At 54.7% G+C, this 23917-nt stretch carries 23 protein-coding genes; 14 read left to right on the top strand and 9 right to left on the bottom strand.

From position 1 onward, the window contains the following. Positions 1-140: 140 nt before the first annotated feature. Both ACXAET_RS16020 and ACXAET_RS16025 read left to right on the top strand, forming a co-directional pair. Entirely contained in the window at positions 141-326 is a 186-nt protein-coding gene (locus ACXAET_RS16020; RefSeq protein ID WP_475187413.1) for a hypothetical protein, read from the top strand. Beyond that, positions 323-1804, top strand: a complete 1482-nt coding sequence (locus ACXAET_RS16025) for a sodium:solute symporter family protein (RefSeq protein ID WP_475187415.1) — start codon at positions 323-325, stop codon at positions 1802-1804. The genes ACXAET_RS16020 and ACXAET_RS16025 overlap by 4 nt, the downstream gene beginning before the upstream one ends. Before the next feature lie 195 nt (positions 1805-1999). Here the strand turns inward: ACXAET_RS16025 and ACXAET_RS16030 are convergent, their stop codons facing one another. Further along, positions 2000-3493: a mannitol dehydrogenase family protein gene (locus tag ACXAET_RS16030; RefSeq protein WP_475187418.1), complete on the bottom strand. Its 1494-nt coding sequence runs from the start codon at positions 3491-3493 to the stop codon at positions 2000-2002. Continuing rightward, positions 3468-4673, bottom strand: a complete 1206-nt coding sequence (gene uxuA, locus ACXAET_RS16035) for a mannonate dehydratase (protein ID WP_475187419.1) — start codon at positions 4671-4673, stop codon at positions 3468-3470. Before uxuA ends, ACXAET_RS16030 begins: the two co-directional genes overlap by 26 nt. A gap of 116 nt (positions 4674-4789) precedes the next feature. Here uxuA and ACXAET_RS16040 point away from each other — a divergent pair, with 116 nt between their 5' ends. From ACXAET_RS16040 to ACXAET_RS16070, 7 genes are all read left to right on the top strand, one after another. Next, positions 4790-5500 (top strand): GntR family transcriptional regulator, encoded by a 711-nt coding sequence (locus tag ACXAET_RS16040; protein WP_475187422.1) that lies wholly within the window; start codon positions 4790-4792, stop codon positions 5498-5500. Between the two features lie 19 nt (positions 5501-5519). Beyond that, positions 5520-6497 carry a TRAP transporter substrate-binding protein gene (locus ACXAET_RS16045; protein WP_475187425.1) on the top strand — a complete coding sequence of 326 codons (978 nt, stop codon included), beginning with the start codon at positions 5520-5522 and terminating at the stop codon, positions 6495-6497. Positions 6498-6564: 67 nt separating this feature from the next. Next, entirely contained in the window at positions 6565-7062 is a 498-nt protein-coding gene (locus ACXAET_RS16050) for a TRAP transporter small permease (RefSeq protein ID WP_475188400.1), read from the top strand. Further along, positions 7062-8339 (top strand): TRAP transporter large permease, encoded by a 1278-nt coding sequence (locus ACXAET_RS16055; protein WP_475187427.1) that lies wholly within the window; start codon positions 7062-7064, stop codon positions 8337-8339. The genes ACXAET_RS16050 and ACXAET_RS16055 overlap by 1 nt, the downstream gene beginning before the upstream one ends. 8 nt (positions 8340-8347) lie before the next feature. Beyond that, positions 8348-9403 (top strand): L-idonate 5-dehydrogenase, encoded by a 1056-nt coding sequence (locus tag ACXAET_RS16060; protein ID WP_475187429.1) that lies wholly within the window; start codon positions 8348-8350, stop codon positions 9401-9403. Further along, entirely contained in the window at positions 9400-10305 is a 906-nt protein-coding gene (locus tag ACXAET_RS16065; RefSeq protein ID WP_475187431.1) for a sugar kinase, read from the top strand. The genes ACXAET_RS16060 and ACXAET_RS16065 overlap by 4 nt, the downstream gene beginning before the upstream one ends. A gap of 196 nt (positions 10306-10501) precedes the next feature. After that, positions 10502-11056, top strand: a complete 555-nt coding sequence (locus tag ACXAET_RS16070; protein ID WP_475187432.1) for a hypothetical protein — start codon at positions 10502-10504, stop codon at positions 11054-11056. A 42-nt stretch (positions 11057-11098) separates the two neighbouring features. Here ACXAET_RS16070 and ACXAET_RS16075 read toward each other — a convergent pair whose 3' ends face one another. The 7 genes from ACXAET_RS16075 to paaG all read right to left on the bottom strand — a co-directional run bounded on the left by ACXAET_RS16075 (position 11099) and on the right by paaG (position 17517). Next, entirely contained in the window at positions 11099-12079 is a 981-nt protein-coding gene (locus ACXAET_RS16075; protein ID WP_475187433.1) for a YeeE/YedE thiosulfate transporter family protein, read from the bottom strand. A 390-nt stretch (positions 12080-12469) separates the two neighbouring features. Next, a complete protein-coding gene (locus tag ACXAET_RS16080; RefSeq protein ID WP_475187435.1) occupies positions 12470-12880 on the bottom strand; it encodes an ester cyclase in 411 nt (136 codons plus the stop codon). A 595-nt stretch (positions 12881-13475) separates the two neighbouring features. Next, positions 13476-14096, bottom strand: a complete 621-nt coding sequence (locus ACXAET_RS16085) for an acyltransferase (protein WP_475187437.1) — start codon at positions 14094-14096, stop codon at positions 13476-13478. Between the two features lie 273 nt (positions 14097-14369). After that, complete coding sequence (locus ACXAET_RS16090) at positions 14370-14966, bottom strand: TetR/AcrR family transcriptional regulator (protein WP_068332888.1); 597 nt, start codon at positions 14964-14966, stop codon at positions 14370-14372. A 3-nt stretch (positions 14967-14969) separates the two neighbouring features. Next, positions 14970-16280, bottom strand: a complete 1311-nt coding sequence (gene paaK / locus ACXAET_RS16095; RefSeq protein ID WP_475187438.1) for a phenylacetate--CoA ligase PaaK — start codon at positions 16278-16280, stop codon at positions 14970-14972. A gap of 23 nt (positions 16281-16303) precedes the next feature. Further along, positions 16304-16729 (bottom strand): hydroxyphenylacetyl-CoA thioesterase PaaI, encoded by a 426-nt coding sequence (gene paaI / locus ACXAET_RS16100; protein WP_475187440.1) that lies wholly within the window; start codon positions 16727-16729, stop codon positions 16304-16306. A 2-nt stretch (positions 16730-16731) separates the two neighbouring features. After that, positions 16732-17517, bottom strand: coding sequence for a 2-(1,2-epoxy-1,2-dihydrophenyl)acetyl-CoA isomerase PaaG (gene paaG, locus ACXAET_RS16105; protein WP_475187443.1), 786 nt, complete (start codon positions 17515-17517; stop codon positions 16732-16734). A gap of 103 nt (positions 17518-17620) precedes the next feature. Between paaG and ACXAET_RS16110 the strand changes: the two genes are divergently transcribed. The 5 genes from ACXAET_RS16110 (at position 17621) to ACXAET_RS16130 (ending at position 23848) form a co-directional block, all read left to right on the top strand. Continuing rightward, positions 17621-19648, top strand: coding sequence for an FAD-dependent oxidoreductase (locus ACXAET_RS16110; protein ID WP_475187446.1), 2028 nt, complete (start codon positions 17621-17623; stop codon positions 19646-19648). 77 nt (positions 19649-19725) lie between these two features. Further along, positions 19726-20748, top strand: coding sequence for a TRAP transporter substrate-binding protein (locus ACXAET_RS16115; protein ID WP_475187450.1), 1023 nt, complete (start codon positions 19726-19728; stop codon positions 20746-20748). Between the two features lie 57 nt (positions 20749-20805). Then, positions 20806-21312 carry a TRAP transporter small permease gene (locus ACXAET_RS16120; protein WP_224889927.1) on the top strand — a complete coding sequence of 169 codons (507 nt, stop codon included), beginning with the start codon at positions 20806-20808 and terminating at the stop codon, positions 21310-21312. Next, on the top strand, positions 21309-22661 hold the full coding sequence (locus tag ACXAET_RS16125) for a TRAP transporter large permease (RefSeq protein ID WP_475187453.1): 1353 nt from the start codon (positions 21309-21311) through the stop codon (positions 22659-22661). The genes ACXAET_RS16120 and ACXAET_RS16125 overlap by 4 nt, the downstream gene beginning before the upstream one ends. Beyond that, the gene (locus tag ACXAET_RS16130; protein WP_475187454.1) at positions 22661-23848 is read left to right on the top strand and encodes a cytochrome P450; all 1188 of its coding nucleotides are present in this window, start codon (positions 22661-22663) and stop codon (positions 23846-23848) included. Before ACXAET_RS16125 ends, ACXAET_RS16130 begins: the two co-directional genes overlap by 1 nt. The last annotated feature ends 69 nt before the right edge of the window (positions 23849-23917 follow it).

Raw genomic sequence — 23917 nt, forward strand, 5'->3', positions numbered from 1 at the left:
CTGCCGCGGCGGTCTGGCCGGAGGCTTGCCCTGGGCAGGTCCACACTTTCCACCCTGACACGGCGCGGGAAAACAACGAGTGGCGTGTCTTGTTAACCGCGACTATAGATGTCTCAACAATCCAATGGGAGCAACGACACGTGTTACGCAAAGTGTCTCTTTGTCTGGTGGGGCTGGTGGTTCTGGCTTGCTACGCCGTGCCTTACGGCCTGCTTGCTGACACGCCGAGTTGGGCCGGAGCCTTTCTTTTCTGGACCCTTTCGGGCGTTGCCATCATCGTTTTGAACGCGTTGGCTACCGCATCTTTCGAGGAGGATGAAGAGTGAGCCAATCATTCATCTGGTTTGGCATCCTCGCCTATGTGGTGATTACCGTCATCGTGGCGGTCCTCTCGCGGGTTGAAAAATCCACTACAATGTCACATTTCTTTCTTGGCGGACGCAGCATGGGCGGTATCGTCTCGGCGCTGAGTTATTCCGCCACAACCTACTCTGCGTTCATGATGGTCGGGCTTGCGGGACTGACTTACAAAGGTGGTGTTGGCGCGCTTGGGTTCGAGATCGTCTATTTTGCCGGAGTTTCGCTGGTCGCCATCTTTGGTCCACGTTTTTGGGCCGTCGGTAAAAGATACGGTTTTGTGACCCCATCCGAGATGTTAGGTGCCCGCTATGGCAGCCGCTGGGTTGCGATCGCCGCAGCGATTGTCAGCTTTGTTTTTTTGATCCCATACTCTGCGGTTCAGCTTTCTGGTGTGGGATATCTTGTGTCCGGAATGTCCGACGGCGCGATTTCGTTTGGGGCCGGGCTGCTGATCGCGACCGCGCTGGCAATCATTTTCTCGTATGTTGCAGGTATCCGTTCGGTGATGTGGACCGACAGCCTGCAGGCGCTTGTGATGATCCTTGCTTCTTCCATCGTTGCCATTCTGGTGGTAAGCGAACTGGGCGGCTTCTTTGGCTTGTTCGAGACCGTAGCCGAACGCAAACCCGAGATGCTGACAGTGCCTGGGCCGGGTCTGTTCAGCCTGCAAACCTTTATCGGTCTGACAGTTCCATGGTTCTTCTTTTCGATCTCAAACCCACAGGTGAGCCAACGCCTGTTCATGCCTGAATCCAAGGCCGCGCTGCGCCGGATGCTGCTGATCTTTCTCTGCTTTGGGTTGATCTATACGCTGGTGTCGGTGATCTGGGGCTTTTCCGCCTTTGTTGCCTTTCCGGACCTCGAGCGCGCAGACCTTGCGACCTCGGTGCTACTGGCCTCAGACTATGTTCCGCCCTTGCTGGGTGTGATCGTAATGGTTGGTATCCTCGCGGCGGCTGTTTCCACTATCGACTCGATCCTGCTGACCTTGTCGTCCATGCTGGCGCGCGACGTTTATGGCAACGTGAGCGGAGATCGTTCCGATCACCGTCAGCTGTGGATCGGTAAGCTGGTGATCCCGGTAATCTCTCTCCTCGCCCTCGGATTTGCAGCCCTCGAGTTGAGCTTGATCTCGATCCTGTCGGTTGCGGCCTCTGCCGGCCTCGTGGTGACCGTGCCAGCAATTGTCGGCGCCTTTTTCTGGACGCGCGGCACGGCAGCCGGCGCTTTGGCGTCCATAGGTGGTGGCGGTCTTTTCGTGATCTTGATGTATGCGACCGGAAACAGCTTGTTTGGCTACAATGCAGGTATCCTGGGCTTGCCGGTGGCAACGCTGCTTTTTGTCGGCGTCAGCCTTCTGACCCGTTCGGGTAGCGAAATGACTGAAGGATTTGTGTCCGGCAAGCAAAATCCAGCTCATTCAATACCACTGAAGGCGGGCTGAAACGCCCGCTAGCCGTTAGAAAATTTGCTGTGCCGGCATTCCGCCGGTCCTGCGGTGACAGCTTACAATAGTGGTTGCGTCATGGGAAACAGATCGAAAAAAGGGACGTCGGCAATCAGCGAAATTAGAGTGTGTTGCGACGGCAAAGCAGCCCGGTGACCGAGGGGCCGTCGTCATCAGGTGGCGCGTAGGCATTTATTGACCAACGGACGCTGCAGATCGCAGAACACCACTCGTTAAAATCTGGTCAAGATTTCCGACAACTGAGTTTGCCCATGTTTCATTCATGAATAGCTTTTCGGGCAGTAATCCGTCGAGTCCTTTTAAGGTTGCGTAGATTGCCGCAGCGTCCTTTTTCCCGGCCAAGAGCTCACGGATTGCCCGCTCTTTCGGGTCACGAAGGCCGTAGCGATTTCGGTCTTCGCGGTGGCCCAATAAATACCGGAACCAAGCAGCCGTCGCGAATGCGTAGGTTTGGATAGAAGCACCTTCTCTCAATGCTTCTTCTGCGGGTTCAAAAATGCGCTGGGGCATTTTAAGACTGCCGTCCATCGCGATCTGGTAGGTCGCATGCTGGATATCGGGGTTGTCAAAGCGATCAATCAGCTCGCGCGAGTAGGTCGAATAGTTGACCCCGGCTAGCGGTGCTAACGTCTTGCTGAGCTCGGCCAAATGAAGTTGCACAAGCGCCCGCAACTCCGGCGTTTTCATACAGTCGCTGATGGTTTTTACCCCGGCCACGTGTCCGGTATAGGCCAATAGCGAATGACACCCATTCAGCATTCGCAGCTTCATCCTTTCATACGGAGCTACGTTTTCGACAAATAGCGCTCCGGCGGCATCCCATGCAGGGCGACCGTATTTGAAGGTGTCTTCTATCACCCACTGACTGAATGGCTCTGTCTGAACGGGAACCGCATCAAATAGCCCCACGGATCGCTTTGCTTCTTCGACAAAGCCATCCGTCGCTTCTGGCGTTATTCGATCCACCATTGTAGATGGGAACGATACGTTGTCCCTGATCCAGTCCGAAAGGTGCGGATCGATCCTGTCAGAGAAATCCAGCACAACTTGTTTGGTGATTTCACCATTGTTGGGCAGGTTGTCACAACTGAGCAGTGTGAAGCCCTTTAGCCCCAGACTTCGGCGTTCGCTCAGAGACTTAACGATAAGACCCGGAACGCTGATTGGTTGGTTGAACTTCGCAAGATCGTGACGGATCGTTTCGGTGTCCAAATCCAGCCTATGATCGCGTGTGCTGTAGCAATACCCTTTTTCAGTCACGGTCAGGCTGACGGTTTTGACATCTGGTGATGTCAGCAGCGCCATGACTTCGGCGCGCTGAAGTCGCAGTGCAAGAGCCGTGGAAATACTGCCTATGATCCGTAAACGGGTTTGGCCGGGCGCCTTTTCAATAAGGCTATAGAAACCGTCTTGTTCAGTCAGCTTCTGCGCGGTTTCTGTTGAGCGCATACTGATAGCAGCAATGCGCCAGTCTCCACCGTATGCTGCCAGCGCGGTATCGGTGTAAGCCGCCTGATGCGCGCGATGGAATGCGCCAAGACCGATATGGGCAATTCCCGTTCCATGTGCGGTGGGTTGGTATCCGGGGCGTTCCACGTCGCCACGCGCGTTCGAAAATGATCGCCCGGTTAACCGCGGTTCAGCGGCTTGCATATGAAATACCATCGATCAAACCCCGCAGCTCTGCAAGACCCTTGAGGCGTCCGATCGCCGGGTAACCCGGTTGAGCCTTACGCGTCAGATCATCCAGAATGTCCTGACCATGATCAGGCCGAAACGGAATCGAATGGTCGGCGCGGCCAGCAGATTTGCGGCGGTTTTCTTCGCGAAGGATCGCGGCAATCAAACTCGGCATGTCGACGTCACCGCTCAGATGTTCGGATTCGTGAAATGATCCAAACACAGCATCATGCTCGCGACTGACGTTGCGAAGATGCAAGAAATGAACCCTGTCACCCAATCGGTCCATCATGCCGGGCAGATCATTGTCGGACCGGGCCCCCAATGAGCCCGAGCAGAGCGTGATCCCGTTGGCGGGAATATCTACCGCTTCGATGAGCCGTTCGTAATCGGCTTGTGTCGACATGATCCGCGGCAGGCCCAACAACGGCACCGGTGGATCATCGGGGTGGCAGCAAAGCTTTAGCCCCAGCTTTTGGGCAAAAGGAGCGACTTCTTCAAGAAAATCAGTTTGATTGCGCGCCAGCTGATCGTGATCGAAAGCAACGTAAAGCCCCAGATGTTCTTTTATATCATCGAGGCTGAAATGCTCGGCAGCTCCCGGCAACCCGCAAACGATATTGTCAACAAGGCGCTTTTTGTACATGTCATTTGTCGACTGGAATCGATGCCGCGCTTTTGCGACATGCTCATCATCATGTTCTTCAGACGCACCGTGGCGCTTCAATATGAAGACGTCAAACATGATGAAGTCGACAAGATCGAACCTCATGCAGGTGGCGCCTGTGTCCACCTCATATGCAAGGTCCGTTCTGGTCCAGTCGAGAAGCGGCATGAAATTGTAACAGATGACCTCAATACCTGCTAAGGCAATGTTCTCAAGGCTGGTTTTGTAGTGTTCGACATGCTCGCGCCAACTGCCTGTTTGCCTTTTGATATCCTCTGAAACCGGCAGGCTTTCAACAACTGACCATTTAAGCGGACGCTGAGAACGTACCGAGTTTTCCGCAATATAGTCCCGGCGCTCGGTTATTTCAGACAGTGGCCAGATCACACCGGGCGGTATGTGATGAAGGGCTGTGACAATCCCAGATGCGCCTGCCTGTGTGACATCGCTCAAAGAGACCTGATCCTGTGGACCAAACCATCTCCAGGTCTCTTGCATTGTACCTTCCTCCCGACTTCTTACGATTGCTTTGTCAGCCATCGGCGACGGCCTGTCAACATTCTTGTTGACTTGTATGGAAGTTTACGAGAGACAACACATAGGAGGACAACGTGGTGCATGAAGTCGTTATCAATGATGCTTTCGATCGCGACGCGGCGATAACACCGCAGATCTATCGGATATTGCGCGAACGGATCATCAAGAACGACCTACCGCCGGGCTCCAAACTGTCTGAACCAGAGCTTGCGCGGCACTATGAAATCAGCCGCCAGCCAGTGCGCGAGACGTTCATAAAGCTTTCCGAGGAAGGACTTGTGATTGTGCGGCCGCAGAGAAAGACGCAGGTCACAAAGATCGACTTTCCGACTGTGTTGCAGTCCAGGTTCGTGCGTGAGGCGGTCGAAGCCGACATTGTCTCAGAGCTGGCGGTTTCAGCCGACAAAGCGTTGATTAAAGACCTTCGCGGACAGCTAAAGAACCAGTTGAAGGTCGCCAAGACATCGCGCCCGGATTTCATCAACGAAGATACGAAGTTTCACCGAACCTTGGCGCAAGCGGCTGGAAAAGAAATCGCCTGGAAGTTCCTGGAAGGGCTCAACAGTCAAATGGACCGTGTGCGCTTCCTCAGTTTGGGGCAATTCCCAGCCGAGCAATTGGTCGAAGAGCACGGGAAAATAGTGGATCAGATCGAACGTCAGGATGCAACGCGGGCCTCAGCCGCCATGCGCAAGCACCTGCAGCGGTTGATCAATGATCTTCCTGAAATCGTTCGCCAACACGAAGAATTCTTTGATCGGTTCGACCCCGAACTGATCCACACATAGTCACCAAATCGGAGGAAAAATGGTGTTTAGGTTCAAAAACCTGGTGGCCGCAGGGCTACTGTCTCAACTCATCGGCGGAGTGGCCTTTGCGCAAGAAGTCACATTGAAACTCGGCCATCTGGCAAACGAGCAAAACGCCTGGCACCTTGCTGCTGTCAAATTCGGCGATGAGCTCAATACGCTCACCGACGGGCGCATTGCCGTGGAAATCTTCCCCAATGAATCACTGGGCAAGGAAATCGACCTGATCAACGGTATGCAGCTGGGCACGGTTGATATGACAATCACCGGCGAAAGCCTGCAGAACTGGGCGCCGATGGCCGCCTTGCTGGCAGTTCCGTACGCCTATGCCTCGACCGAACACATGGATGAGGTCGCCAGCGGTGAGATCGGTGATCAGATCGAAGCACAGATTGTCGAAAAGGCTCAGATCCGCCCAATTGCTTACTTCGCGCGCGGTCCTCGCAACCTGACCTCGAACCGTCCGATCGCGCATCCCGATGACCTGAATGGCCAGAAAATGCGCGTTCCCAACGTTCCGCTGTTTGTCGACGTCTGGAGTGCTCTTGGCGCCAACCCGACCCCAATGGCGTTTTCGGAAGTCTTTACCTCACTTCAAAACGGCACCATCGGATCGCAGGAAAACCCCCTTGCCCTGATCCGGTCGGCTAATTTCAACGAAGTCCAAAGCCACGTAAACCTGACGCAGCACGTGCGTTCGTGGATATATCTGACGATTGCGGAATCCACCTGGCAATCGCTCAGCGAAGAGGATCAGGCCCATGTGATGGAGGCAGCCGCGCGTGCGCAGGCATATGAGCGCGGATTGCTGGACACCAGCCTTGCAGAAGACCGGGCGTATCTTGAGGCAAACGGCATGACCTTCGTCGAGGTCGACGGCGCAGCCTATGCGGCAAAGGCAAAAGACGCCGTGCTGGCCAATGTCAACGATGAGATCAAGCCGATCGTTGAAGAGCTGTTCAACAGCCAGAACTAAGTCATCAGCAAACCCATCTGCCGCTGGTTTGATCAGCGGCAGATGTTTTTGAAGGGGAAAGGCCGTGATGAAGCGTGTCCACCACTCTATGACATTGATATGCAGGATCGGCGCGCTTGCCGCCTTTTCGGTTTTGATCATCGCGGTGCTCACTCAGGTCATCGGCCGCACCATCGGCAACTCGCCGGTCTGGACCGAGGAGCTGACCCGCTTTGCCCTGATTTACCTAACTGCATTTGGTACCGGTGTCGCACTGATGACAGGTGATCTGGTGAACGTCGATGTCATTTGCGATTCACTCCCCGGAGATATGCCCAGAAAACTTAGGATGCTGGCATCTGCTGCGACCGCCATTCTTAGCATCACCCTAATTCCCGGTGCCCTGAAATACGTACAGATCGGCACATTGCAAAGCTCTCCTGCCTTGGCGCTACCTATGGAGTTCGTGCACTTCAGTGTCCTGCTACTTTTGGGCCTGCTCGCGGCCTTTGCTGCTCTGCGCTTCGTCCTTGATTGGGCAAGAATCGAATACCGGCCCCAAGGCGCCAGTGGAGCAGACCAATAATGGAAGTCTTTGTCCTATTCGCGGTTTTCGTAGTTGGACTGATGGTGGGCATTCCCGTCGCCATCACGCTTGGCTTGTCCTCGATGGCCTATCTGTTGCTTGCGGATATTCCGCTGGTTGTGATGCCACAAAAAATCTATGCGGGCATGGATGTCTTTGTTCTGCTTAGCATCCCGGGCTTTATTCTTGCCGGAAACCTGATGAACAACGGCGGGATTACCGAACGCATCATTCGGTTTGCAAATGCACTTGTCGGTTGGGTGCGTGGCGGTCTGGGCCTGACCAATATCGGTGCGTCCATGCTGTTCGGGGGGATCACGGGTACAGCGGTGGCTGATGCGGCCTCAATCGGTGGCGTGATGATCCCCGGCATGAAAAAGGCGGGATACCCGGCTGATTTTTCGGCTGCGGTCACAGCCGCGTCTTCAACCGTAGGTCCCATCATCCCACCGAGTGTCCCGATGATTATCGTCGGTGCTTTGTCCGGTATTTCAGTCGGCAAGATGTTCCTTGCCGGGGCGATCCCAGGAGTTCTGATGGGTCTTGGTATGATGGCAACGTGCTACATCATTTCCGTCCGCAAAAAGTTTCCACGGCAAGAGTGGCAAGGCTTTAGTGAAATCGGACAAGCGTTTGGTGGCGCATTCTGGGCCCTCGCGATGACCGGCATCATTCTTTACGGGCTGCTCAGTGGAATTGCGACACCAACGGAAACCGCCATTGTTGCAAGTGTCTATGCCTTTGTTGTCGGCGCTTTTGTCTATCGAGAACTGCCGGTCCGGCGGCTGCCCAAGATCATTGCAGACAGCGCAATCTCTGCCGCGGCCATCCTGGCGCTGGTCGGATTTGCCAATGTGTTCGGGTGGATCCTCGTTTCCGAACGCATCCCCCAAGCTATTGCATCTGGCGTACTGACGATTACTGAAAACCCCATTCTGGTTATTCTGATCATCAACGTTCTCCTGCTGTTCGTCGGCATGTTCATGGAAACGATTGCCGCGCTCATCATCCTGTTCGTTCCGCTGCTGTCGCTGGCTACCGCCGTAGGTGTCGAACCTTTGCACTTTGCGACATTCGCGGTCCTCAACCTTATGATCGGCTTGACGACCCCGCCGGTTGGCGTGTGCCTGTTTGTATGCGCCGGAATCGCCAAATTGCCGCTGACGCCGGTGGTGCGTGCAATCTTTCCTTTCCTTCTCAGCAACCTGATCGTCCTGTTGATGGTGTCTTACATCCCGGCACTGGCAACCTGGTTGCCTAATCAGATCCTTCCATAAGGTGCATCATGGAAACGCGAATTTGTCGGCTACATGCGGCCCATGACCTGAGGATTGAGACTCAGACCGTCCCTGACCTCGGGCCGGACGATGTGCAAATAGCGATTGGCGCCGGGGGAATTTGCGGTTCCGATCTGCACTACTATCACGACGGGGGTATTGGTCAGATCAGGGTGCGGGAACCGATCATCGTCGGTCATGAGGCGGCCGGTCATGTGACGCAGGTCGGGATGAACGTGACCGGGTTTGCCGCGGGTGATATGGTTGCAATAAACCCCAGCCTTCCATGTGGGCAGTGCGGTTTCTGCAAAAGGGACGAATTCAATCACTGCAAAGAGATGCAGTTTATGGGCTCTGCATACCGAATGCCGCATGAGCAGGGGATGTTTCGCGAAATCCTGACCGTACCCGCCTTGCGCGTGCACCGCTTCATCAATCCGATACCCGTGAAACTGGCCGCTTGTGCGGAACCTCTTGCTGTATGTCTTCATGCCGAGGCACAGGCTGACTGCCTTCGCGGAAAAACCGTTTTGATTACCGGAGCGGGGCCGATCGGTGCGCTGATGACTTCGGTTGTTGCTCGAAAAAATCCGCGCGACTTGATTGTGACGGACCTCCACGATTTTCCTCTGTCAGTCGCGAAAAAGATGGGTGCGTCTGAAACAATCAACGTCGCCGATCGACCCGAGGCATTGGAGCCTTTCCACCAGAACAAGGGACAGTTCGACGTGGTGTTCGAATGCACCGGATCGCCCGCTGCTATTGCCGCTGCATTGACCATGCTCAGACCACGTGGAACCATGATATTGGTTGGCGTCGCCGGAGAGGTTAGCCTACCCCTGAACGTAATCGTAAGCAAAGAAATCCGAATGGTCGGCACCCATCGGTTTCATCCCGAATTTGCCGAGGCCGTGCGGCTGATTGACAGTGGTGAAATCAACGTCGAACCAATAATTAGCCGATCCTTCGACATCGAAGATGCCACAGCGGCATTCGATCTTGCCGGGGACAGAACTAAGGCCATAAAAGTCCACCTTACGTTCAAAAAGGATCGTAAGTTATGAGTGGCATGAAAATTGCATGTGTCGGCGAGGTGATGCTTGAATTGCAAGTGTCCACGGTCCCCGGTCCGGCGCAGGTCGGGGTAGCAGGGGATGTTCTCAACACAGCGATTTACCTGCGTCGCATGCTGCCCAAGAACCATAGCGTGAGTTTTGTCAGCCTTCTGGGGGATGACCGCCTGTCCGATGACATTGTCAGGTTCGTGGCTGAGCAGAATATCGACACGTCTCAAGTGACGTATTTAAGGAACAAGCTTCCCGGCGTTTATGCGATTAGTACCGATGAAGCGGGTGAGCGAAGTTTCCAATACTGGCGACAAAACTCAGCAGCACGGCAGCTGTTTCAGACTGGCGCAGAGCCGCGCTTTGACATGCTCGCAGGGTTCGATCTTATCTACCTGTCCGCGATTACTCTGGCTATCCTGCCGCAGACCGTCCGGCTTTGCCTTCTGGACTGGATTGACAGCTATCGCGCGCGCGGGGGGCTTTTTGCCTTCGACTCAAACTATCGCCCCAAACTCTGGGACTCGGAACATGCAGCACGCGAAATAATTGAAGCATCGTGGTGCCGGTGCGACTTTGCCCTGCCTTCGGTAGATGATGAGTTGGCCGTATTTCACGAGAAAGATGAGGCTGATGTCCTCACCCGGTTTAGCGGCTATACGGGCTGTGTTGGTGCGTTGAAACGGGGTGTCTTGGGGCCAATATCCATCAACGAAGTCACGACCCCATCCTCCTTTGAGCCAGCGCGAACCGTTGTCGACACGACAGCTGCAGGCGACGGGTTCAACGGGGGTTATCTGGCTGCAAAACTGTCGGGGCGGTCCCAGTCAGAGGCGCTTGCTCAGGGTCACGAATTGGCACGCAGAATTATTGGTTTTCGAGGTGCGATAATTCCGGTTTGACATTGGGCGTGGCGACTGGCGGTGTGTCCGGATACAGAAGATGGCAGTGGCCGCTGGATCGATGAAACTAAATTCGACTGTTTGCGTGGTCGTCTAAGTCGCTGAAATATCTCAACAGTGCGCCCGAAGAAATTTGCGGCATAACCTCTCTTGATCGTGAGTTGATAATTTGGATGCGCAACGACACCTAACACTCATGAAAAGACTTTTGGCCATACTGCTATTGGCAGCCACCGCGACATCGGCTCAGGACTTGCAGGGTAATGATACTGCTAGCAATTGGAAGGGTACGCATCACGCACGATTTGGCATTTGGAACTCAATATGTGACGAGCGGGTAGAATACGGCGAGCTTGTTCAGCGATGTTACCTAAGATGGGTCGACGTCTTCTCGCCCCGTCCAAACTTCGCGGGCCAATTTATCTTCATTGTCACGGAAGAGACAGGGTACAAGGTTGAATTTGGGATAGAGCCGGGGACTTTTTTCCACCCCAATGGGTTTCGAATCGAGCGGGCCGGAGAGGCCGTTTGGCGCACCCGTTGGCCTGGATGCCTTACCGGGATTGGATGTGACTTCTACGAAGATGACGCCGACGATTTGATTGCTCAGATGAGACAAGGCGGTGCTTTTCTGTTTGACTTTCGTGACCGGCATGGTGTGTCGCGAGCGCTGAATTGGCCCTTGGAGGGCTTCGACGATGCATGGGCAGATTTTCAAAACCAATCCCGGCTTCGCGATCTAGTCGAATAGAATTTGTTTACTTCGAACGCGCCTGATCAGAAAAGGTTTGGCTTAGTTCTTGTCAGGATCTGACATGGCGGTTTTTTTTGTGATGAGAAAAGCCAGACATAGAACTGCTGACATGGCCAGATATGCACTGATCGCGTTTGGGGCCAGCGACGGCACACCAAAAACCAGTTGCCAGCCATTCCCTCCGGGTATGAACACAGCCGCAACGCCCATCAAAGCCCCGCCGAAAAAGGATAGAATTGCAGACCGGAAATTGGGGATTTCCAACCGAAAGTCACGGTTTGAAAGAGCAGATAAGACCCCTCCGAGAACGACAAGTATGGCGGCCACCAACGCCACCCATGTCGCTGCTTGTTCGCTGGGATCAAACAACTTTAGCGTATGAGTCGTCAGCATGCCCATGTAGATCCAGTTTTCAGTTGTCGCGAATAAAATGCCGCCACCTACACCCACGATAAGCGTTGCCCGGTAAGGGCCTAAACGAAACCCGGTGCCTTTTCGAATGCCACTTACCCAACGAAACATGCGTCGGGATACCGCTGAAAAAAGTATGACACCATACAGAGTGACAAGAGCCAAGGCCGGCAGAGAATGTGAGTCAAGCGCAGACGGCATCTCTTGCATTGTGTTCGTACCGGTATCAAGAAAGATAGCGGCCAGGGATCCAACTAAAATTCCAAGCACAGTTGCGAGAAATCTAAGGTTCCCACCGGTCAAGTGCGCAAGGGTGCCAAGCCCACAAGCGCCGTTCAGCCAAGCTCCGATGCCAAACGCGGCGCCGGCAAGCAAGGTTTTCAGCGTAGGTGAAGCACCGGCGGCAAGGCTCACTTGTTCCGGAAACAACCAATGAAGAGGAACGATGACTGCACCGGCACCTGCCGCGGCAACTCCGAAAGCTCGCAACCGCGTGGTCTTTTTGTCGAGCACCAGAACTCTTGTGGCCAGAACAACACAAACCGAACCGCGTCGAATTGAGTAACCCACGATAAGCGCCAGCAAGAAAATCAGAAAATTCGAAAGCACCGAAGCCATCCTCAATGAACACGTCCATTGGCGGGATACAGAGCCATCACGAAAAACCTATGACCTGCCATCCGCTTGTTCTTTGAATATAACAAGAGACTGCAGGTTTGTGAGGCGTTCACCAACCTTGGACCAGCGGAAGCTGAAATTGGTCGGCGGTTCGACGTGTTGCCTTTGTGCGGTCCGCTGAATTTGTTAACAGTTTTCTCGATCGGTTAACCGGGGCTTAAAATGCCAGAGGTGTCGATCCTAGTGCTTTGCGCGTTTTTCGCCCGCAGTGACGCAATTCCCAAAAAGAACGACAAATCCACAAGCTTTTGCCGATGGTGGTTCAGTTGTCTGTTTGCTAGGCGGCAAAGCCTGCATCAACGGGTTGTGGATTGGCGACGTCTATGCCCAGCCCAGTTGCTTTAGTGAGTGCGCATCATTCCAGATCTTTGTCATATGCCGTATTTTGTCGCCCTCAAATTCCATGGCGTAAACGTAGTCGGCCGCAACCTTTTTTCCGGTGGCTGGTACGGGACCATCAACCGAGTGGGTTCCGTGAAAAACGGCAAAAGCGTTTACGATCCGGCGTTCGTCATCGACCGAAAAAGACTTAAGTTCGTAACGCCCGTCCGGAATAGGTGTTAATAACCCTTTCATCCACTCTGCATACCCTTCCACTGTCACGACGTCAGTCAGCGCATCAGCCTGAGCTGCAAAGGTTGCTCCGTCATGACAGTAGGGTTTGCAACCGTCCCAGCCCTTGCCTGTCTCGCAAGCTTCGAAAAATTCCCTGGCAGTTTCTTGGATAGACATCTTTTCCCCTTTCTGATCCTCGGGCAGAAGATATTGCAGCTCATTCGAGCCACATGACTGAGGATACGCTCAAGTAGGCAGTTTTCAAAGTGATCCGAGTCGAAAGTTGGTAAACAGAAGCTGGCCAGCGGAATATTTCTTGTTTCTTGAACCGCAGAACAAGGGGTGTCTGTTGGCTGTGAGTGGATACCGATCAAGAACAGCCACAGGTTAACTGAACGCACGCACCTTACCGCTCGAACACGCGGCAAACCGGCGGCGCGCCTCAAACCGTCCCTGGAACCGTGTAGGAGCATAATCGTTTGCGACAGGGCCAATTCATTTTTTAACGGAAACGCAATCAACCCTCGCAGAGAGTATCAGACTAGGTCGGTGCCAGTGTCACAGTTGAGATAAAAACTTGAATAATATTCGTGTCTTGCGCTTAATTTTTTTTGCAAGGAAAGGGTAGCCAGCCTTTCAGAGGGTTTCTGCTTTTTCCAAAGTTCCAGCCTCACTGCGGTTAAGTCGGGTCGCCAATGCCTCGCCTATCTGGCAAGGAGAGAACGTCCCCAGGAGGCTGGCGATAGCTGCGCAGTGTTTTAAGTACGGCACTTCATTCTTGTTGCCGATTTGCCAAGCGGTCCAATACCAGTGGGTCAAACTCCGGAACGCGCACACGCCGCCGATCCGGCTCGACTTTGCGCAACGGATTTACGGGAACAACTTCATCCGCTGCTCTGCGCGCAAGGTCCTGATAAACACCAGTCCCGCGGGTCTTCCAGTCGATTTCGGCCTCTGTCAAAGGTCGCAAGACCCGCGCGGGTGAGCCTGCGATCATCTGCCGTGGTTCAAAGACGGATTTTGCTTTCACAAAGCTGAGCGCGCCGACAATGCACTCCTGTCCGATCCGCACCTCGTCCATGATGACGCTGTTCATTCCGATCAAAACGTTTTCTTCCAGATGGCACCCGTGCAGCACGGCTCCGTGCCCCACATGGCCAAGCCGTTCAACGACCACATCCCGCCCTGGAAAACTGTGTAGCACGCAGGTTTCCTGAATATTGGCGCCTTCTCCGATAACAATCCGCCCAAAGTCACCCCGAAGAACGGCAGCCGGACCTATATAGCAGCCCTCTGCTATGATCACGTCTCCTATGACGACGGCATCCGGATGCACAAACGTCGACGGAGCAACGACAGGAACAACGCCATCGAAAGCGTAAAAACCGCCCATTTACTAACCCCCCCTTATCCACCAATGGGCGCGGTGTCGCCCTGTGTGTCGACTTGAACAAAAGCTACGGCCGGTTGCGCTTACCCTAACCGCGAACCTAACCAATTGTCTGATGCAAACCGGTTGTCGAAAGCGGGCATGATCATGGTTCCACATAAGGTACATTTCCGATCTTTGGTCTTGTCGTATCCGGCTGTTCAATACGCCTGTTCCGGATGCAGCCTTTGAACTGAACTCCGGGATAACCTGCAGCGGTAGATTACTGCGTTCCGCCTAAAGCTTTTGTATCCCGTGGACAGTCAAGGTGCAGACCAGATTGGCATAGTCCTCGCGCGCCTTGGTCCCGGCCCCTGTGTTCCACATATAGTACCAGTTCAGCATCCCAAAGACGGACATCGTGGCACCGCGCAGCTTAATTTTGTCCGCCCCCAGGGTCTCAGGTGCCAACTCTCTCAGAATCTCTCGGATGAAGTTGACCATATCAAGCTGATACTCGCGCAATTTCTTTTGCTGCTCGTCCGTCAAAGCATTCATACCGCTGATTTGGACCCGGTGTTCGTCATCGGCCCCTTGGTACGCAAAGAGGATTTCGCGTACGGCTTTTCGCAGTTTTTCTTCTGGTCCCAGCCCGTCAAAATCCACATTGCAAATGCGGTCGCGCAGTTCACGAAGATAGGTTTCAAGGATGTCATACAGGATGGCATCCTTACTATCATAGTAATGGTAAATGTTCGCCTTGGAGATACCGCATTCTTTTGCGAGCAGCGTCATAGAGGCGCGGTCAAAGCCTTGGTCTGCAAAGATCTTCGCAGCTCTTGTGAGGATTTGTTCCCGCTTCTGGTCGTGGTCTTTGGCAATTGTCCGTGCCACTGCTCAATCCTTATCGCGGTTGTCAATGACGCGCTTCGCCTTGCCCTGAGAGCGTTCGACGTCGCCTGGATCACCTACAACAATTTCTGTTGAAACGCCAACGATGTCCTTGATGCGCTTGGTCAGCATTCGGGCTGCAGCCGTTTTGGACATCTCGTCGGTCGAGTCTGTCGACGCTTCGACAAATACCCGCATCGCATCCATGCGACCGGACTTGTAAAGCTCGATCTGATAGTAGGGTGCCAGCCCGCCTGTTGCCATTACCTGCTCTTCGATCTGGCTGGGGAAAACATTTACGCCCCGCAAGATCATCATGTCGTCACTGCGGCCCGTTATTTTAGCCATTCGTCGCATAGAACGCGCAGTGCCGGGCAGCAGGCAGGTCAGATCGCGCGTGCGGTAGCGGATCATGGGCAAGCCTTCTTTGGTCAAGGTCGTAAACACAAGCTCGCCCGTTTCGCCGTCCGGCAGAACTTCGCCAGTGGCGGGGTCGATGATTTCCGGAAGGAAGTGATCCTCCCATATTACAGGCCCATCCTTTGTTTCGACGCACTCGCTTGCGACGCCGGGGCCCATGATTTCAGAAAGGCCATAGATGTCTACCGCATGCATATCGAATGCAGCCTCGACTTCAGCACGCATCGCGTCTGTCCAGGGCTCTGCGCCAAAAATCCCGACTTTGAGCGAGCTTTTCCTGGGATCGAGCCCCACTTTGTGAAACTGTTCAAGGATATTGAGCATGTAGGAAGGGGTCACCATGATCCCATCGGGTTGGAAATCCGATATCAAGCCGACTTGCTTTTCGGTCTGACCCCCGCTCATGGGAACAACGGTCGCGCCCAGGCGTTCGATCCCGTAATGTGCGCCCAGGCCGCCAGTAAACAGGCCATAGCCATAGGCGTTGTGGACCATATCGCCCTTTCGCAAACCCGCCGCCCGTAGCGAACGCGCGACCAGATCCGCCCAATTGTCGATGTCGCCCTTGGTATAGCCCACCACTGTCGGTTTACCGGTCGTGCCTGAAGACGCATGCAGCCGGATTAGCTCACTCCGTGGCACAGCAAACAGGCCAAAAGGGTAGTTGTCGCGCAGATCGTTTTTGTACGTGAACGGAAACTTGGAGAGGTCACTGAGCTGTTGGAGATCATCGGGATGTACGCCAGCTTCGTCAAAGCGCTGCTTGTACATCGACACGTTTTCGTACGCGTGCCGCAGCGACCATTTCAGACGTTCAAGCTGAGTCGCTCGGATTTCATCAATCGAGGCGATCTCTATCGGATCCAGATCGCCTTTGTTGGGGGACATGTCATCCATTGCGTTGCTCCTCCTGCGTCGTTCTATTCGTCAAAATTCTGACCGCCGATTGCACGGGACATTCCGCGGAATTCGGCGATAGTGATGTTGTTCTGATTGGTGATGCGCACATCATAGATCCCGCTGCGACCCGCCACGGCGGTTTCTGTAGCTTTCGCAGTCAGGTGGTCACCACGTTTTGCGGGTGCGAGATAACTCATCATCGTGTGTTGTCCGACGGTCGCCACGTTTCGGCTGTTACAGGCAAAGGCAAAGGCGCTGTCTGCCAGGGCGTGCGTGACTCCGCCATGGCAGATGCCATGCCCGTTGCAATGATGAGGCGCGACAGTCAGCGCCAGAACGGCGCGACCTTCGTCGACATCGACAAGGTCCATACCGAACCACTTGCTGGCTTCGTCATTGGCCCACATCACAGCAGCTGATTTGGCGGCGCGTTCTTTCGGGGTCATCGTCATTTTCCCTGAAACCGTGGCGCGCGTTTTTCAAGGAAGCTGGACACGCCTTCGGCATAATCCGTGCTTTCCCCACAGATTTTCATAGCGTCCGCTTCGATCTCAAGATGATCCGTAAGCGTGTTGGTCGCAGCAGCCTGAATGCACTGTTTGGTCTTGCCCAACCCAAGGGTCGGACCTTCGGCGAATTGACTTGTCAAAGAACGGGCCTCGGTCAGCAATTGCTCATCTGGCAGCGCTTTCCAGATCAGGCCCCAGTCTTCCGCTTGCTTCGCGGGCAAGGGTTGGGCCGTTAACGCCAGCCCCTTGGCTCTTGCCTCACCCAGCAGGCGAGGCAGGTGCCAGCTGCCACCAGTGTCAGGGATCAGGCCGACCTTGGCGAAACTCTGAATGAATTTGGCACTCTCACCGGCCAACACCATATCGCAGGCCAATGCCAGATTGGCTCCTGCACCAGCGGCAACCCCATTAACGGCACAAATGACCGGGAAGTTCAGTGAGCGGATCAAACGCACCAATGGCGCATAATAGGTCCTTACGGTCTTACCCAGATCAGGAGGGCTGTCCATTTTTGATGGGTCACGGTCGCCAAGATCCTGACCGGCGCAAAAGCCACGCCCTGCGCCTGTTAACAAGATCGCGCGCGCACCGTTGTCGCGTGCGGATTTCAGCGCATCCTGAAGCGCGTTGTGCATCTCATCGTTGAAGGAATTCAGCTTGTCTGGACGATTCAGGGTGATTTCAACCCAGTTTCCGTGATCTTCCACAAGAATCGTATCGCTCATAACCGTTCTACCTGATGTCGTTATAATTTAATCATTGCATTAACCGAACGGTTGGTCAATATATATACGAGTTTCGAATCTGAACCGTTTTAAGGGCATGGCAATGTCGCATACGTCACTTGTGGCTGTTGAATTTAAAGGCGATGTTGCGTGGGTGACCATCGACAATCCGCCAGTGAATGCAACGTCGATTGGTGTCCGACAGGGGCTTGCGGATGCAGTTACTGCTGTTAAAGCTGCGCGGGTGGCCGTGCTGCGATGCGCCGGTAAAACCTTCATCGCAGGCGGCGACATGACCGAATTCGATAGCGCACCGGTCGAGCCGCACTTGCCCGACGTTGTTCAACTAATTGAAGACAGCAAGGTTCCGTTCATCGCCTGTATGCACGGAAACGTTCTGGGTGGCGGTTTCGAAGTGGCTATGGCGTGCGCATGGCGGATTGCGGCACGAGGCACTGGATTTGGACTGCCGGAAGTCAAAGTGGGGCTGATCCCGGGTGCGGGTGGAACGCAACGTCTGCCGCGCCTTGTGGGGATGGAAGCAGCGATTGACATGGCTTGCACGGGAAAGGTGCTCCAGGCCGAGGCTATCCAGCAGCTAGGCGGCGTCGATCTGGTGACTGACGATCTTGAAGCCGCGGTTGAAAGCTTTGTTGCTGACTTGCCGGAACGCCCGGTACCGGTTAGTCAACGACCTGTTCCTGATTTCGCGCCTGATCTGATTGAAACCTCTGGCGAGGCATTGAAAAAGCGCGCCAAAGGACAACCGGCGCCGCTGGAAGTCCTGACCGCGCTAAGCTGGGCCACTGAGCCGTTTCCCGAAGCACAACCGAAAGAGCGCGCCCTTCACCTGGCGCTGCGCGATAGTGCGGAGAGCCGGGCTTTGCGGTACGCATTCTTCGCCGAACGAGTTGTATCCAAACCGTCATTGATCAAAGGCACCGCTGCGCGTGAAATCAGTCGCATAGCCGTTGTTGGCGGTGGTTTGATGGGGGCCGGGATCGCCACCGCTGCCTTGAGCAACGGTTTGTCCGTCACGTTAATCGAACGCGACACTGAAGCTGCGTCAGCGGCCCGCGAACGGGTTGAAGGTTTGTTGCAGGGTGCCGTCAAACGCGGAAAGATGTCGGATACAGAATTCCAGAATGGCTTGTCCCGATTTCGCGCCGTTGACAGCTATGTCGAGGCAACTGACGCACAATTGGCGATCGAAGCGGTGTTCGAGGACATGACGGTGAAGCAGCAGGTCTTTGCAGGACTGGCGCAGAATATGGACGCCAACGCCATTCTTGCAACCAACACCTCTTACCTGGACCCGGTGGAGATATTTGCAGGTATCAAGAATCAAACGCGTTGTATCGGTTTGCATTTCTTCAGTCCGGCCCATGTCATGAAGCTGCTTGAGATCGTGCATACCCCGCACACGGCACCCGAAGTGGTGGCCACCGGATTTGCGCTTGGCAAGAAACTTCGTAAGGTGTCTGTCCTGTCGGGGATTTGCGACGGGTTCATCGGAAACCGAATGCTGTCCGCCTATCGACGCGAGGCAGACTATCTGCTGGCAGATGGGGCGCTGCCTTACCAAATTGATCAGGCGATGCGGGACTTTGGCATGCCAATGGGGCCGTATGAGCTTCAGGATCTGACCGGGCTACAGATCGCTTGGGCCAATCGCAAACGCAACGCGGCCACGCGCGATCCGAACGAACGTTATGTCCCCATCGCGGACCAATTGTGCGAGATGGAGCGATTTGGCCAGCGTGCAGGCAAAGGTTGGTACCGATACGAAAAGGGGGACCGGACACCGGTCCGAGATCCCGAAGTTGAGGCTTTGATCGAAGACTATTCTGCGGAACAGGGTATAACCCGCCGGGTCTTCTCGGCAGAGGATATATCTTCTCGCATGCTAGCTGTGTTGGCCAATGAGGGTCGCTTGATCATTGAAGAAGGCGTCGCCGAAAACGCTGAAGCTGTGGATATGGTTCAGGTTCATGGTTACGGTTTCCCACGCTGGCGCGGCGGACCTATGAATTACCAGAATGAAATCGGTAGTCAGGTCTCGCGCGCGACGATGGATATCGTAGACGCCGAAAGTCCTGGCTCTTGGAGGGCTGCGCGAGGAGACTGTTAAGACGCTCAACTCACTTACTACATTAAAGCCTGCTTCACAGGCTTTGAACTCAAATTGCCATAATCAGGGAGGATCCAATGGCTAAGTTCACAAAACTCACATCGCTTTTGGCCGGTGCGACACTGGCGCTGACTGGTTCTGCGGTTTTTGCCGCTGACTACACATTGACCATTTCCAGCTGGGCACCACCAACCCACGGCATCAACGCCAAGATGTGGCCAAAATTCGTCGAGATGGTGGAAGAGGCCACAGATGGACAGGTCACTGCTGAATTGAAGCTGGGCATTGCACCGCCGCCTGCGCAGATGGATCTGATCATGGATGGCGCGGCGGACGCTTCGATCATCTTTCACGGCTACCAGCCGGGTCGTTTCGTGACCACTAAACTGATCGAATTGCCAGGCTTCGAGGGTTCGGCTGAGGCGGCATCGGTTGCCTATTGGCGTGCTTATGAGAAATACCTCAAAGAAGCAGATGAGCATCGCGGTGTAAAAGTTATTGCCCTGCACACCCACGGTCCGGCCCAATTGCACACCAGCAACGCTGTGACTGCATTGGACCAGGTATCGGGCCTGAAGGTTCGTATTCCTGGCGGCGTTGGAGGTGATGTTGGTACGGCGCTGGGTGCAACGGGTATCCAGGTCCCGGCTCCGAAGGTGTACGAAACTCTGGCTTCGAAGGCGGCGGATGGTGTTGTGATGCCATTTGAATCCCGCAAAGGCTTTAAACTGACCGAAGTGGCGCAGAACGTTTACGAAGTTCCGGGCGGCCTGTATCGCGGGTCTTTTGCCTTTATCATGAACGAGGACACGTTTGCCGATCTGCCTGCCGATCTTCAGCAGGCGCTGGAAGAGAATGTTTTCGGGGAGCCCTTGAGCCGCGAAATCGGGAAAATCTGGGATGAGATTGATACGATTGGTCGCGCAGAAACCGAAGGCACGGAAGGCAATGCAATCAACACGGCATCCGCGGAAGACCTTGAAAAGTTCAATGCGATCGCTGTCGATGTGCGCACCAAGGTCATTGACGAAGTCAATGGAGCCGGCATCGATGCTCAGGCCGCATACGACATGATCGTACAGGAAATGGCCGCGCAATAACGCGACCTGGTTGGCGGTATCAAACCGCCAACCAATTCGCTCCGACGGGGACTCAAAATGCAATCTCTTGTAACACTTGCGCGCCGCATCAGTGTTTTTCCAACACTGATGGCTTGTGTGGCGCTGTTTATCCTTATGGTCATGACGTTTTGTGACGTTGTCCTTCGGTCCGTGTTCAACGCGCCGATCGAAGCGGCGACCGAGCTGACGCGTATTCTGATGGCGATCCTCGTTTTTTCGGTTCTTCCGATGATTTCAGCTGGCAAAGGCCAGATTGCAGTCGACCTGACCGATGGAGTGTTTTCCCGACTTCGTCTGAGCCGTGCACGGGATGCAATCGTCTATCTGATCTCGGGCATCATTCTTTTCTGGCCCATTCAAAGGGTCTGGGTTCTGGCTGAACGGGCGCGGGATTATGGTGACGTTACCGAGTATTTGGCGATCCCCGTTTTCTACGTCGGCTGGTTCATTGCCGCGTCCACTGCAATCACGGCCGTCGCGATGATTGTGACCGGCCTTCTGTATATCTTCGCCCCCCACACTTTGTCGGAGCACCACCAATGACTGCCGCGCTGATCGGTTTTGCCCTTGTTCTAGTTCTCGTGCTTCTGCGGTTGCCGATTGTTTTCGCAATGGGCCTCGTCGGGACGCTGGGTTTTGCATATGAGCGTGGAGACAGCATTTTCTCGGAGCGCGGCTTAAAGGCAGCAATGTCCATGGTAGGCCGCCAGATCACCGACACAGCGCAAGACTACGGTCTTTCTGTTATTCCGCTGTTTATCCTGATGGGGTTGTTCGTGAACAAGGGTGGGCTTGCCCGCGAACTTTATGCCGTATCAAACGCTTTTCTGGGGCATTTCAAAGGCGGGATTGCGATGGCTACGGTCGCAGCCTGTGGTGGGTTCTCGGCCATCTGCGGCTCGTCCTTGGCAACGGCTGCAACGATGTCCAAAGTCGCCATGCCGGAAATGCGCCGCTATCGGTATTCGGATGAGCTTTCGACCGCCTCGATTGCGGCAGGTGGTACGCTGGGTATTCTGATTCCGCCGTCCGTGATCCTTGTCATCTACGGTTTGTTAACCGAAACATCCATCGGCAAGCTGTTTGTCGCGGGTATTATTCCCGGCGTTTTAGGCATCCTTCTGTACCTGTTTGCCGTCCGCTGGACCGTCTGGCGCAAACCCGAATCCGGCCCTGCCGGTGAGAAACACGGTTGGGGTGAACGGTTGTCAGCGCTGCGGTCGGTTTGGGCGGTGTTGCTGTTGTTCTTTCTGGTCATTGGCGGGCTTTACGGTGCCTTCGATTTCCACCCTTTGAACCTGACGTTCAGCCCGACGGAAGCAGCCGGCATGGGGGCCATGGGAGCCTTCTTGATCGCTCTGTCGCGTGGCGGGTTGAGCCTGTCTTCGACTTTCGAGGTTCTGAAAGAAACAACCTACACCGCTGCGGCTTTGTTCTCGGTTTTGATCGGCGCTCAGATCTTTTCGAACTTCATTAATCTTGCCGGTTTGCCCGAGGCGCTGATCGCATTGGTTACGGCGTATGACGTGGAACCTTTCGTGGTGATCCTGATGATCCTGGGCATCTACATTATCCTGGGCTGCGTGTTTGAGTCGCTTTCTATGCTCTTGCTGACCGTGCCGATCTTTTTCCCGCTGGTGACGTCACTGGGCTATGATCCGATCTGGTTTGGCATCGTAGTTGTTGTCGTGACGGAAATCAGTCTGATCACCCCGCCAGTTGGTTTGAACGTGTTCATCCTTAAAGGTGTCGTTGGGGATGTTTCGACCGGAACGATCTTCAAAGGTGTTACTCCGTTCTGGATCGCCGATATCTTCCGCCTTGCGCTGATCGTCCTGGTGCCGTGGCTGGTGCTGGTCCTGCCCGAGCATATGGGGGCGATGGGTCACTGATGTTCTCACTGACTTCGCTTCCGGATGGGTTTCACGAAGACCCTTATCCAGCCTATACCGCCCTGCGCGAAGAGACACCAGTTTGCCCTCAGCCCGATGGCTCGGTGATCCTGTCGCGTTACGAGGATTTGGATCTGGTTTACCGGGATACGGCGCGGTTCATCTCGGACAAGAAATCGGTATTTGGCCCCAAGTTCGGGGTCGACAGTCCGCTATACGAACACCACACCAACAGTCTGGTGTTCAACGATCCGCCTTTGCACACCCGCGTCCGGAAGGTGATGGTCGGCGCGATGAATCCGCGTGCTTTGGCGCAGATGGAACCGGGCTTGATCATGCTTGTCGATAGCTTGCTGGATCAGATGCAGGCCAAGGGCGCGGTCGAGTTGATTGAAGACTTCGCGGGAGCAATTCCGATTGAGATCATCGGCAACCTGTTGGGTATTCCCAGATCCGAGCGCGGGCCTTTGCGCGACTGGTCCCTGGCAATACTCGGCGCATTGGAGCCGGAACTGACGCCGGAACAGGAAGAGTGGGGCAATCACGCAGTCTCGGAATTCAAGGCGTTTCTGCGGCATATCATTGATGACCGAAGATCCAATCCCGGAAACCCCGAGACGGATGTTCTGACACGGCTGAGACAGGATGACTCGGATGGTGGTCTGACTGAGGTCGAGCTGTATCAAAACTGCATCTTCATCCTGAATGCAGGGCATGAAACGACGACGAACCTAATCGGCAACGCGCTGGAGCTGCTGGATCGGCACCGCGACAAACGAACCGAGTTGCTGACCAGGCCCGACCTGATCTCCACGGCGGTGGATGAGTTCTTGCGCTTGGAAAGCCCGAACCAGTTTGGGAACCGTTTGACTACCGAAGATGTAACGTTTCACGGTTTCACCATTCCGGCGGGCACGGATATTCACCTGTGCATAGGGGCCGCCAACCGCGACCCACGGCAGTTTGAGCGGCCAGACGACATCCTACTGGACCGCCGACCCAACAAGCACCACGCGTTTGCCGGTGGTCCGCACACGTGCGTCGGTCTGACTCTGGCCCGGATGGAGGGCAAGATTGCGGTCAGCCGATTTTTGGACCGGTTTCCAGATTATCAGATCACCGATGGCGCCAAACGCGGTGGGCGCATTCGATTTCGCGGGTTCGCCCGTCTACCCGCGCAGGTTTGAGGTGGTCAAGGCAAGAAAAAGGCCGGTCAATTTAATGACCGACCATACGGTGAATAATATGATAATCAT

The organism is Ruegeria sp. AWH4_226, assembly GCF_056159225.1.

Coding starts and splice junctions, on each gene's coding strand:
- uxuA (WP_475187419.1), bottom strand. CDS start 4,673: ATGCAAGAGACCTGGAGATGGTTTGGTCCACAGGATCAGGTCTCTTTG.
- ACXAET_RS16065 (WP_475187431.1), top strand. CDS start 9,400: ATGAGTGGCATGAAAATTGCATGTGTCGGCGAGGTGATGCTTGAATTG.
- ACXAET_RS16125 (WP_475187453.1), top strand. CDS start 21,309: ATGACTGCCGCGCTGATCGGTTTTGCCCTTGTTCTAGTTCTCGTGCTT.
- ACXAET_RS16070 (WP_475187432.1), top strand. CDS start 10,502: ATGAAAAGACTTTTGGCCATACTGCTATTGGCAGCCACCGCGACATCG.
- ACXAET_RS16080 (WP_475187435.1), bottom strand. CDS start 12,880: ATGTCTATCCAAGAAACTGCCAGGGAATTTTTCGAAGCTTGCGAGACA.
- ACXAET_RS16110 (WP_475187446.1), top strand. CDS start 17,621: ATGTCGCATACGTCACTTGTGGCTGTTGAATTTAAAGGCGATGTTGCG.
- paaK (WP_475187438.1), bottom strand. CDS start 16,280: ATGGATGACATGTCCCCCAACAAAGGCGATCTGGATCCGATAGAGATC.
- paaG (WP_475187443.1), bottom strand. CDS start 17,517: ATGAGCGATACGATTCTTGTGGAAGATCACGGAAACTGGGTTGAAATC.
- paaI (WP_475187440.1), bottom strand. CDS start 16,729: ATGACCCCGAAAGAACGCGCCGCCAAATCAGCTGCTGTGATGTGGGCC.
- ACXAET_RS16045 (WP_475187425.1), top strand. CDS start 5,520: ATGGTGTTTAGGTTCAAAAACCTGGTGGCCGCAGGGCTACTGTCTCAA.
- ACXAET_RS16055 (WP_475187427.1), top strand. CDS start 7,062: ATGGAAGTCTTTGTCCTATTCGCGGTTTTCGTAGTTGGACTGATGGTG.
- ACXAET_RS16030 (WP_475187418.1), bottom strand. CDS start 3,493: ATGGTATTTCATATGCAAGCCGCTGAACCGCGGTTAACCGGGCGATCA.
- ACXAET_RS16130 (WP_475187454.1), top strand. CDS start 22,661: ATGTTCTCACTGACTTCGCTTCCGGATGGGTTTCACGAAGACCCTTAT.
- ACXAET_RS16120 (WP_224889927.1), top strand. CDS start 20,806: ATGCAATCTCTTGTAACACTTGCGCGCCGCATCAGTGTTTTTCCAACA.
- ACXAET_RS16060 (WP_475187429.1), top strand. CDS start 8,348: ATGGAAACGCGAATTTGTCGGCTACATGCGGCCCATGACCTGAGGATT.
- ACXAET_RS16115 (WP_475187450.1), top strand. CDS start 19,726: ATGGCTAAGTTCACAAAACTCACATCGCTTTTGGCCGGTGCGACACTG.
- ACXAET_RS16050 (WP_475188400.1), top strand. CDS start 6,565: ATGAAGCGTGTCCACCACTCTATGACATTGATATGCAGGATCGGCGCG.
- ACXAET_RS16085 (WP_475187437.1), bottom strand. CDS start 14,096: ATGGGCGGTTTTTACGCTTTCGATGGCGTTGTTCCTGTCGTTGCTCCG.